This window comes from Candidatus Marinimicrobia bacterium CG08_land_8_20_14_0_20_45_22, assembly GCA_002774355.1.
Taxonomy (GTDB): Bacteria; Fidelibacterota; UBA2242; order UBA2242; family UBA2242; genus 0-14-0-20-45-22.
On sequence record PEYN01000074.1, the window covers coordinates 24584 to 34950 of the forward strand.

General features: G+C 45.0%; 9 protein-coding genes. 4 read left to right on the forward strand and 5 right to left on the reverse strand.

The window, feature by feature from the left end:
• Positions 1–53: 53 nt before the first annotated feature.
• The 5 genes from COT43_04805 to COT43_04825 all read right to left on the reverse strand — a co-directional run bounded on the left by COT43_04805 (position 54) and on the right by COT43_04825 (position 5477).
• The gene (locus COT43_04805; protein PIS29110.1) at positions 54–899 is read right to left on the reverse strand and encodes a hypothetical protein; all 846 of its coding nucleotides are present in this window, start codon (positions 897–899) and stop codon (positions 54–56) included.
• Positions 896–2044 carry a hypothetical protein gene (locus tag COT43_04810; protein ID PIS29111.1) on the reverse strand — a complete coding sequence of 383 codons (1149 nt, stop codon included), beginning with the start codon at positions 2042–2044 and terminating at the stop codon, positions 896–898. The genes COT43_04805 and COT43_04810 overlap by 4 nt, the downstream gene beginning before the upstream one ends.
• Positions 2045–2135: 91 nt before the next feature.
• Positions 2136–2516: a hypothetical protein gene (locus COT43_04815; GenBank protein PIS29112.1), complete on the reverse strand. Its 381-nt coding sequence runs from the start codon at positions 2514–2516 to the stop codon at positions 2136–2138.
• 3 nt (positions 2517–2519) lie between these two features.
• The gene (locus tag COT43_04820) at positions 2520–3242 is read right to left on the reverse strand and encodes a glycerophosphodiester phosphodiesterase (protein PIS29113.1); all 723 of its coding nucleotides are present in this window, start codon (positions 3240–3242) and stop codon (positions 2520–2522) included.
• 66 nt (positions 3243–3308) lie between these two features.
• Positions 3309–5477, reverse strand: coding sequence for an RNA-binding transcriptional accessory protein (locus tag COT43_04825; protein PIS29114.1), 2169 nt, complete (start codon positions 5475–5477; stop codon positions 3309–3311).
• A gap of 453 nt (positions 5478–5930) precedes the next feature.
• Between COT43_04825 and nadC the strand changes: the two genes are divergently transcribed.
• From nadC to COT43_04845, 4 genes are all read left to right on the forward strand, one after another.
• Positions 5931–6887, forward strand: coding sequence for a nicotinate-nucleotide diphosphorylase (carboxylating) (gene nadC, locus COT43_04830; protein PIS29115.1), 957 nt, complete (start codon positions 5931–5933; stop codon positions 6885–6887).
• Positions 6884–9082 carry a selenide, water dikinase SelD gene (gene selD, locus COT43_04835; GenBank protein ID PIS29116.1) on the forward strand — a complete coding sequence of 733 codons (2199 nt, stop codon included), beginning with the start codon at positions 6884–6886 and terminating at the stop codon, positions 9080–9082. Before nadC ends, selD begins: the two co-directional genes overlap by 4 nt.
• Positions 9083–9137: 55 nt before the next feature.
• Entirely contained in the window at positions 9138–10034 is an 897-nt protein-coding gene (locus tag COT43_04840) for a hypothetical protein (GenBank protein ID PIS29117.1), read from the forward strand.
• 18 nt (positions 10035–10052) lie between these two features.
• Positions 10053–10367: hypothetical protein (locus COT43_04845; protein ID PIS29118.1), on the forward strand; the 315-nt coding region annotated here is incomplete at its 3' end.

Genomic DNA, 10367 nt, shown 5'->3' on the forward strand with positions numbered 1-10367 from the left:
CAAATCACATGATAATTTTTTTTGGTTAAAAAATGGAGAAAATCTCAGGTAATTTAGTCGGCGCCTAAATTACTCCAATAAACAGAACCGGACGCCCCTCGAATCCAAGCAGAATTTCCATTGCCGGCTTCATCCGGGATATAATCATTACATGATCCGTTAAATCGCCAGATTCCAACGGGCAATACCGATAGACTTTCCATAAAATGCTCAAACAATTTGTCAGGATGATTTTGATGAAACAGCACTTCATCGGAGCTGAGACATCGATTCCACAACCGGACTTCATCCACCAATCCAGTCCAAAAATTCCGCGCGCCGGTATTGCGTCCCGGCGATCTGTAAGCGCCGCCGATTAACAAATTGCTCAAGCCGACGTTAATGTCGATTCCGGCTAGCGCGAAGGAGGCAATTTCTTTTCCATCGAAGTAAAACCGCACATGAGACTCTTGCCGGGTTAAGCAAATTTGATGAAATCTTGACTGACGCCAATCCAGTGACGCCGGATGAAAACCGCCCATAGTTTGCTCATCGACAGTAAAATCGATCCGGCTTGAATCCGAATCTCCCTGAAAAAAACCAATCTCGGTCCCGCCCAGTTCGTTGCCAATCATCAGGATCGCCCGTTGAGAATCCGGAAGCGATGTGTCCGCCTGTATCCATATTTCAATGGAAAAATCTCTGGAAAAAATTGAATCCAGCGCCGCGTTCCCAGAAATTTCCAGATAACTCCGACCGGAAAATCCAACCGAGTTAATATCGTTTGAGATTGCATCATCTTCGCAAGACAGAAGAAAAAAACTGATAACGACCGTGAATAAAAATAAGAGCCTTTGAAGTCCATTCAAGTGTACTTTTTTACTGTCAGGTTTTTGCGATATTAACCCGTGAAAAATCATAGTTGCTGATACATTCTCCCCAGATTTTTCCCTTCTGCATCGAACGAATCGATACCGATTTTCAGATTTTCACCATCGAAAAAAAATGTCTGACTTCCGACAAACTTTTCGTCTTTTCCAAAAGTGACTTTCCTTGTAATCAACCGGAATTTGTCGAAATACATTTCGTAGGAGCTATACATTTCTTTTGCATCATCGTAAACCGTTCCGCGAGCGGCATACGCATCGGTTTCGGATTTTTGAAAGACAAATTGATAATGATAATATTGATTCCCACTGTCGTCCATAACGATCAATCGTTCCAAACGATTGTCCGATGAATAAAGGCATTTAATGACCCAGCCCGGTTTGACCATATTAAATTGCAAGTCGAAATAATAGGGATTCAGATCGGTCAGTTTACCGCCTTCGGGAAAATCGATTCTCTGCTCCAAAATCGTACCGTTTGCGCCATAAGTAAATTTTCCGCGCGCAATTGGGTTTTTACCATTGATTAAATAGTCAACGTAACGGATTTGTCCAAATTCATCTCGCACCATTTTCGCACGGGGTATCGGCTTTCTTCCGTCGGGCGTAGTAAAATGAAAATATTTGTTAAATAGCAAATCAAATTGGAAAACATAGGAATATTTGAAATTTCGTCCAACCAACAGCGGACTCGTTCTGCCAGGAATGAATTCGAGCGACTGAAGGTTTCCGGCAGTGTCGAACATTCCCTTAAAATGAGATTTTCCGACAATATCTTTCGGTTCCACAGATTGCGTCATCAGTTGATCAGCAGTCAGATTCGTCGCATAGTAGCGGACTTTCTCAGCCGACGAGGCGCGGTCGCTGGAAAAATCAACCGGATTACCGGTTTTATCGAAGGAAGCGATAAAATCTGTCATATCTCGTAGATCGTCTTCACCAACTGGAACGACGATATTTAAAGAATCAATCAGCAAATGAAATCCCTTTTTGTCACGATAAGAAGGCAGAAAATGAACGCCCGGTTTTTGATATGCTGGCAGATTTGGGGCCAATTTATCTTCAATTACAATAAACCGTGACGTCGATTCGTTTTTCCGATCATCGGTAACTAATTCTTTCCCGTCGATGCTTTCTATCAGGAAGCCCGCTAAAAAGACCAGGTACCACTGCTTCATGAATTCTCCAATCTACTCTATTACTCCGGCAGACATTTAAATAACATGATAAAAATTGAAAAAGATTTTGATAATAAGCAAAAGGTAAGAATCAAAGAGAGGTTGAGACTTCCTTTCCGAATGGCGAGAGTGCCAGCGACAATAATTTGACATGTTGCTTGGCAAACGGAATGCCAACGATCGTCACGGCGCATATCAACGCGAAAACCAGATGAAAAAACGTTAGCCAGATACCGCCGAACAGGAGCCAAATCAAATTCATAACCGTCGAGAGGCAACCCGGCGCGGATGGTTTATAGCGTATCGTTTCACCAAACGGCATGAGTCCGAGAATTGACAATTTAATGCATTGAATCCCAAACGGAATGCCGACGATCGTCAAACACAACACAACGCCACCCCACAAATATCCCAGAAAGATAAAAATCCCACCGCCAAGAAAAATCCACAATATATTTCCAAGAGTACTCATTTTTCAGATTTCCTGATTGACTCTTACATTTGACCGGACGTCGATAACTCTATCAGGATAGTCGGTAAAAACACCGTCGACTCCCAAGTCGATCATCCGTTGAATATCATCCGGAAAATTGACAGTAAAAACGAAAACCTTGATCCCCCGGCGGTGCGCTTCTTCGATGATTTCTTCATTGACAAATTCGATGCTGATATTGATTGAATAAACGTCCAGTTCAGCGGCAAATTTCGCCCAGCCGATTGGTATTCCGAAAATTAGCGCACCGGTTTTTATTTCCGGAATCAGCGTTTTTATCGTTTTCAATTCATAATGATTAAAGGAAGAAACTTGAAATTGATCGTATCTCCAACCATGTTTGCGAACATACTCGTTGATCACGTTTGCTACCAATGGCGCTGTACATTCGTTTTTAACCTCGATATTCACGCTCGTCCGACGATTCACGAGGTCGAGTACTTCGGTCAGCAGAGGAATCCGACCGCCGCCTTTTACTTCTAACGATCGGATTTCGTCGAATGTTTTCTCTTCTACAAGTCCAGTCCCGGTTGTCAATCTTTCCAACCGATAATCGTGAATGACGACGAGATCGCCGTCAACGATAAAAACGTCCAGTTCAATACCGTCAACACCAAGATCAATGGCTTTTTGAAAAGATGCCAGCGTGTTTTCCGGAGCGTAACCCGGCGCTCCCTGATGTCCAAAACAGAGAAAAGAACTCATGTTTACTGCCTCTCGCTTTAAATGAACAATTGTGCGATCCGTTGAAATTTAGTTCCGCCGATGCATTTATTTCACAGATTTCATGCTCAGTTGAATGCGACCGCGATCGATGTCTATCAAGATAACCCGCACATCGACAATATCGCCGACCGAAACGACCTGACTCGGATTTTTAACGAACCGGTCCGAAATCTGGCTGATATGGACCAGACCCGCTTGTTTGACGCCAATATCGACAAATACGCCGAAATCAACGACGTTACGGACGGTTCCTTTAAGAATCATCCCTTCTTTTAGATCTTCAATTTTGAGAATGTCGCTTTTCAATATCGGTTTGGGCAATTCTTCGCGCGGATCGCGTCCCGGCTTCTCCAAATCGGTAAGTATATCTTTCAAGGTTGGTTCACCGATGCCGATTTCTACTGCCAGATCGCTCATTCTTGTCTGGCTGTTTGAAATCATCAGCCGAATCTTCTGCTCGCCAATTCGAATATTCTCGATCTTATACTTTTTCAAAAGGCGGTTCGTCGCCTCGTAAGATTCCGGGTGAATCCACGTGTTATCCAACGGGTTTTCACCGCCCGAAATTCGGAGGAAACCGGCGGCTTGTTCAAATATACTGACACCGATTCCCAGAACATTTTTCAACTGTTCACGATTTTTGAAACAACCGTTTTTTTCTCGATGACTAACAATGTTTGCCGCGTTTCGACTGGTTAATCCGGAGACATAAGTCAATAAAGATAACGACGCAGTATTTAGATCAACACCGACATGATTAACGCAATCTTCGATAACGCTGTGAAGCGATTCTGTCAATCGTTTTTGGTTAACGTCGTGCTGATATTGACCAACGCCGATGCTTTTCGGCTCGATCTTCACAAGTTCCGCGAGCGGATCGAGCAAGCGACGGGCAATCGAAATATTGCCGCGCAAACTTGCCTCCAAATCTGGAAATTCCTCCTGCGCAATTTTTGATGCAGAGTAAACCGACGCGCCCGCTTCGCTGACAATAACGTAATATAATTCCCTGACGGTTTTCATCTCACAAATCAAATCGGCGACCAATGATTCTGTTTCGCGGCTCGCAGTTCCGTTTCCGATAGCAATGACATCAACGTTGTATTTCAGGATCATTTTCTTCAGAATAACTTTCGATTCATCGGCTTCATTTTGTGGTGGATGTGGATAAATAGTCACACCCGCAAGATATTTGCCGGTTTTATCGATAACCGCAACCTTTGAGCCGGTTCGGAATCCGGGGTCGATGCCCATGATAATTTTGCCAGAAATGGGCGGTTGAAGAAACAGATTTTTCAGGTTAAGCGCAAATATCCGAATTGCCTGTTTCTCCGCCGTCTCCGTCAAACCGCTGCGAATTTCTCGCTCGATCGACGGCGCAGTCAATCGCTGATAACCGTCCCGGATCGCATCCAGTAAATATTTATGAAAAATCGACCGGGAATCGACGACCATTTTCTTTCCAATCCGAAGTAAAATATCATCGATATTCACCGATATATCAACTTTCAGAATGCCTTCCTTTTCGCCACGATTGATCGCCAAAATTCGGTGCGACGGAATCTTGCTGATCGGTTCGGTGTACTCATAGTACATCTCAAAGACGCTTTTTTCGTCCTTATTCTTTGCTTCGGAAACGATGATACCGGTTTTAAAAGTAACCTCCCGAACCATCCCGCGGATGTCGGCGTTTTCTGAAATCGTCTCCGCAACGATATCTTGCGCTCCCTGTAATGCTTCTTCCGGTGTGTTTACACCCGTTTCCGGATTCATAAAAGCCGCGGCGACATCCAGCGGATCGCCGGTCAGTGTCTGTTGCTCGAGAATCAGATCAGCCAAAGCCTGAAGCCCTTTTTCACGGGCAATTGATGCGCGGGTTCGTTTTTTAGGCTTGTACGGCAAATATAAATCTTCCAAATCCTGAAGTTTTGTCGTTGCCTCGATTTTCGCTTTCAATTCCGGAGTCAACTTGCCCTGTTCTTCAATACTGGACAGTACGGTCTTCTTGCGTTTTTCCAGTGAACGAAGATATTCCACCCGCTCCTGAATAAGCCGGATTTGGACTTCGTCCAGCGAACCGGTGCGTTCTTTTCGATAGCGCGCAAGGAATGGAATGGTGGCACCTTCATCCAGTAATTGGACGGTTTGAATGATTTGGTTTGCCCGCAGGTGCGTTTCTTTTGCAACGATCTGATATATTTGTTGCTCGGTCATCAATATTTCCTGTTCAATTAGTTTCTTCCTGAAAAAACGATGAAATCTACGGCATCGAAGGGAAAAGTCAAATTTGAAATGAATATGAAAAAATGTTTTACATGATGTTTTTCAATTACTTGTGATAAAATGGTTATATAAAACGTAAGATTTAGACAATTTCTTTACGTAACAAATATTATTCTGTCTCTTTATCAATCTATTTCTCCAATAAAATTCGAAGTATTGTCAAAATCTTTGCGACGCCCCAGATACGTTGTTCGAGGGATTTGCTGTTCAGATAATTGATATTCATGGTACAAATATAAAAAAATCCAGTATCCGATTTTCTGCTCATCCGTATTCTTAAATTTCTTAAATTACTTTTGTTCTTTAACCATTTTTTCAGGAGCCGTCGGAGGAAAGATTTTCGTTTTAAAATGACTATTATCATCGAAAAATAAGAGAAATCGGATGATGACCCGGATAGAACAAATCAAAAAAGTATTTGACGCTACTGGTGAACTAACGCCAGATGACAAAACATACCGCCGTTTTGCATCGTCCTTTTTGAACCGTTTAATTTCGTTCGACATTGGCAAGGGCGACGCCACTGTATTTCCGGAAAACGTTTATCACTCTTCTGCTGAGGCTTTCATCATTGCCAAATCGCCAGCGATTATTGCCGGTCTCGAAGAAACAACAATGTTTCTGAACGAATTTTATCTCACTGGAGAAACGAAATTTAGAAACGGCGATGCGATCGAGACGGGCGAAACCTTACTAAAAATTCGCGGCAACACCGGAGATATTCTCGCCGTCGAGCGAACGATTCTGAACGTTCTCCAGCGACTGAGCGGAATCGCCACCGTGACCGAAGAATATTCCGAACGGCTCGCGGGAACGCATTGTTTCGTCGTCGCAACGCGTAAAACGCTCTGGGGAATGTTAGACAAATCCGCAGTTCAACATGGCGGCGGATTTTCGCATCGACTCGGTTTATACGACGCGGCGATGTTAAAGGAAAATCATCTCGCCGCCTTGAAGAATTCGGAGCAACCAAACGCTATTCGCGATTCCGTCCAGACAATCATCCAGATACATCCACATCTCCGTTTTATTGAGATAGAAGTTCGGTCGGAAGACGAATTCTGGGAAATCGCGGATATCTTTAAAACGATAAAAACACCAGTCCCAAAAGTCATCATGTTCGATCATTTTCAACCAACTGCAATCTCGCCAATTATCGCGGAATTGGTTCGGCGGAACTTACGTGATGAAATTTTTCTTGAAGCGTCCGGAAACGTTACGCTCGAAACGGTTTCCGATTATGCAAAATCCGGCGTCGATGTCGTCTCAGTTGGCGCATTGACACATTCGGTTAAAAGCGCTGATTTCAGTCTGCTTTTTTCAACGGACTCAGGAAAATGAAACCGATCTATTTCGACCATAATGCCAGTACGCCGCTGATTCCCGAAGTCATTGCCGAAATGACGCCGTATCTTCAATCGGGATTCGGGAACCCGTCGAGCAGTCATTCCTTTGGGCAGGAAAGCAAACGCGCCATCGAATCAGCGCGAATGCAAGTTGCCAATCTGCTGAACTGCCAGTCCGAAGAAATTGTCTTCACCAGCGGCGGCACAGAATCGAATAATTTCGCCATTCGAGGCGTTCTGGAAAACCACGCAAACGGTCACATCATTACCAGTTCAATTGAGCATCCCGCAGTTCTGGAAGTTTGTCGCTATTTAGAAAAGCACGGCTCTTCGGTCACATATTTACCAGTCGATTCCGACGGGCTTGTCAATCCGGATGATCTGCGGAAAGCGATTCGACCGGATACGATTCTGATTTCAATCATGCTTGCGAACAACGAAGTCGGAACGATTCAACCAATTCAAACGCTGGCAGGAATTGCCCATGAATTGGGAATTCCGTTTCATACCGATGCGGCGCAAGCGGTTGGGAAAATTCACGTCGATGTCGCTGAACTCGGCGTGAATCTGTTATCGGTCGCCGGTCACAAAATGAACGCTCCAAAAGGCGTCGGCGCATTGTTTATCAAAACGGGAACACGCCTTTCGCCGCTCCTTTTAGGCGCCGGACACGAGAGAGGATTGCGAGCCGGAACTGAAAATGTGCTGGAAATCGTTGGACTTGGAATAGCAGCTGAAAATTTCAGGAACAACGAAACGACGATTATTCAAAACCTGCGTCGTTTACGGGATGAATTCATCGCCGAAATCCAGAACGAATTGCCGGATGTTCGGTTCAATGGCTCCATCGAAAATTGCCTCCCGAACACAGCCAATCTTTGGTTTCCCGGCATTGACACCAACACGCTTTTATCCGAATTGCCAAACGTTGCGGCATCCGCCGGAGCCGCATGTCACGCTAACGATGTTGAACCGTCTCATGTTCTCAAAGCGATGGGATTTCCGACCGAACGGATTCTCAGTTCCGTCCGTTTTTCCATCGGCAGAACGACAACTGAGTCCGAAGTTCAACAAGCCGCGCAATTGATTTGTGAAACAGTCCAAAAACTGACGGGAATGCCGGATTTCCCGGAGCCATCCAAAAATGTGCCAACCGTTCGACTCACGCAATTCACACATGGATTAGGTTGTGCTTGCAAGATTCGTCCGCAGAGTCTGGAAAAAATCCTGAAAAATCTGAAACCGACGCTGACAGCGCAGGCACAGGTTGGATTTGAGAGTTTCGACGACGCCGCTGTTTATCGGATCAACGATTCTACATCGATCGTTTCGACAGTCGATTTTTTCACACCGGTTGTCGATGATCCGTTTGACTTTGGACGCATCGCCGCGGCAAATTCTCTGAGCGATATTTACGCAATGGGCGCCAAACCGCTCTTCGCATTAAACATCGTCGCTTTCCCAGAAAAGCGCCTGCCACTGGATGTTCTCGAGCAGATTCTACGCGGCGCGCAATCAATTGCCGACGAAGTCGGAATCCCCATTCTCGGCGGACATACAATCGAAGACAACGAGCCAAAATTCGGCTGGGCGGTAAATGGAATCGCGCACCCGGACCGCATTATCCGAAACATCGGCGCAAAAACCGGCGACGCTCTGGTTTTGACAAAACCGATTGGCGTCGGTATTCTCTCGACAGCGCTGAAACGCGGATTGATCGACACCTTGGAAACAGAAACGCTCGTCCGCATCATGTCAACGCTAAACGCCAAATCCGCCGAAATCATGAGTAAGTTTCCAATCCACGCTTGCACAGACATTACCGGATTTGGACTATTGGGTCATCTGCACGAAATGACCTCAGGCAGTCATGTCACCGCAAGAATTTTTTCCTCGCAGGTCCCAGTCATTTCCAGAACGATGGAAATGATCCGGCGAGATGTCATTCCCGGCGGCACCGACGCAAACCGGCAGTTTGCCGAACACTTTGTCGAATGGGATGATCGCGTTTCGCAATCCGTTCGGATTCTTCTGTGCGATGCGCAAACGTCAGGTGGATTACTGGTCGCTTTATCGAAGAAAATCGCCGATGAATTAGTCAAAGAACTGCATGATGGCGAAGTTGAGACCGCCTCAGTGATTGGCGTCATAGAAACCGGTGAGGACGGAAAAATTCTCGTTGCGCCGTAAGATTATTTTCTTAGATTAAACCGAAAGCGCTATGACTCGATACCGAAGAGAATATATGAAAATCGCCCGAAAGATGACACTTTCGGATATTCAAGCCGGTGTTTCCGGAGATGATTTGTCACTCGAAAACCTCGTCGAAGACGGCCGCGTTAATCCGGCATCAAATTTCTTTCTCGGTGTCTTTAGCCAAAAAGGATTGCATCGCATTATTCAGGCATTTGGATTGGTCGATATATTACATCAGACCGGGCTTGATAATATTACGATCGACATCGACACTTCCGATCCGCACACACATCGTCTATATACGTACACTGGCGCACATCAACCAGAGAATATCATTTGCGAACTGGTTTTAAAACAAGGACCCTTGAATCTCAACGAACAAGATTTATCTATTCTTCCTGAACAGAAACCTAATCTTCTTCAGGTTGAATGGCTTCTCCTCCAAAATCCAAAACGCGACTTTAGTGATGAGCGTCCACCGCTTCCCGGGCAAATGCACCCGGGGCTGGGAATTGGCGATCGCCTGCTCCAAATTTTAATTATCATGACCAGGCGGCTCCGTTTGGAAGGAATGGTGAACAAGCCTCGATATTTTCACACCGCATTCATGTTCACAAAAGGTTTCTCATTCGTCAATCCGCAGAGTCAAGCGCAGATTTACGCGATCAGCAAAAGTCTCCTGCCGAAATATTCTTTCTATACCGTTGCGTGGGCGGCACATTTCAACTGCATCGTAAACGAGATCGATAATTCGTATATGGAATGGAAGCCCGATTACCTGCTCTTTCCGCTGTCGAAGGATTACATCAAATATTTCCGATCCAAACCTTATTTGAAAAAAATTCAACAATACTCAAAGAAGATGAAATACACTATCGATACCGAACGATTCGCTCGATGTATGCAGAAAAACAATTTGAAGATTTACGATTCTCTGAACAAATAACCGTTTTACGCCTCTATCATGAATTTTCCTGATACGACCGCCACACCTGAATCCTCGGTATTGATTTTGGGAAATGGTACCTACCCACCGGATAAAATCCGGAATCGAATCGTTTCCTCGTTTTCATCGATTATTTGTGCGGACGGAGGAAGTCGGACCGCTCGGGAAATGGATATTCTTCCAACGGCGATCATCGGTGATTTGGATTCATCCAACAAAAAAGATCTGAAATACTTTGCGGATCGGAATGTCCGCATTCTTCATCATACTTCACAGGAAGAGAACGATTTGGAAAAATGCCTTCGGTACGTTTTCCGCAGAGGATACAAAAGA

Coding starts and splice junctions, on each gene's coding strand:
- COT43_04805 (PIS29110.1), bottom strand. CDS start 899: ATGATTTTTCACGGGTTAATATCGCAAAAACCTGACAGTAAAAAAGTA.
- COT43_04810 (PIS29111.1), bottom strand. CDS start 2,044: ATGAAGCAGTGGTACCTGGTCTTTTTAGCGGGCTTCCTGATAGAAAGC.
- COT43_04815 (PIS29112.1), bottom strand. CDS start 2,516: ATGAGTACTCTTGGAAATATATTGTGGATTTTTCTTGGCGGTGGGATT.
- COT43_04820 (PIS29113.1), bottom strand. CDS start 3,242: ATGAGTTCTTTTCTCTGTTTTGGACATCAGGGAGCGCCGGGTTACGCT.
- COT43_04825 (PIS29114.1), bottom strand. CDS start 5,477: ATGACCGAGCAACAAATATATCAGATCGTTGCAAAAGAAACGCACCTG.
- nadC (PIS29115.1), top strand. CDS start 5,931: ATGATGACCCGGATAGAACAAATCAAAAAAGTATTTGACGCTACTGGT.
- selD (PIS29116.1), top strand. CDS start 6,884: ATGAAACCGATCTATTTCGACCATAATGCCAGTACGCCGCTGATTCCC.
- COT43_04840 (PIS29117.1), top strand. CDS start 9,138: ATGAAAATCGCCCGAAAGATGACACTTTCGGATATTCAAGCCGGTGTT.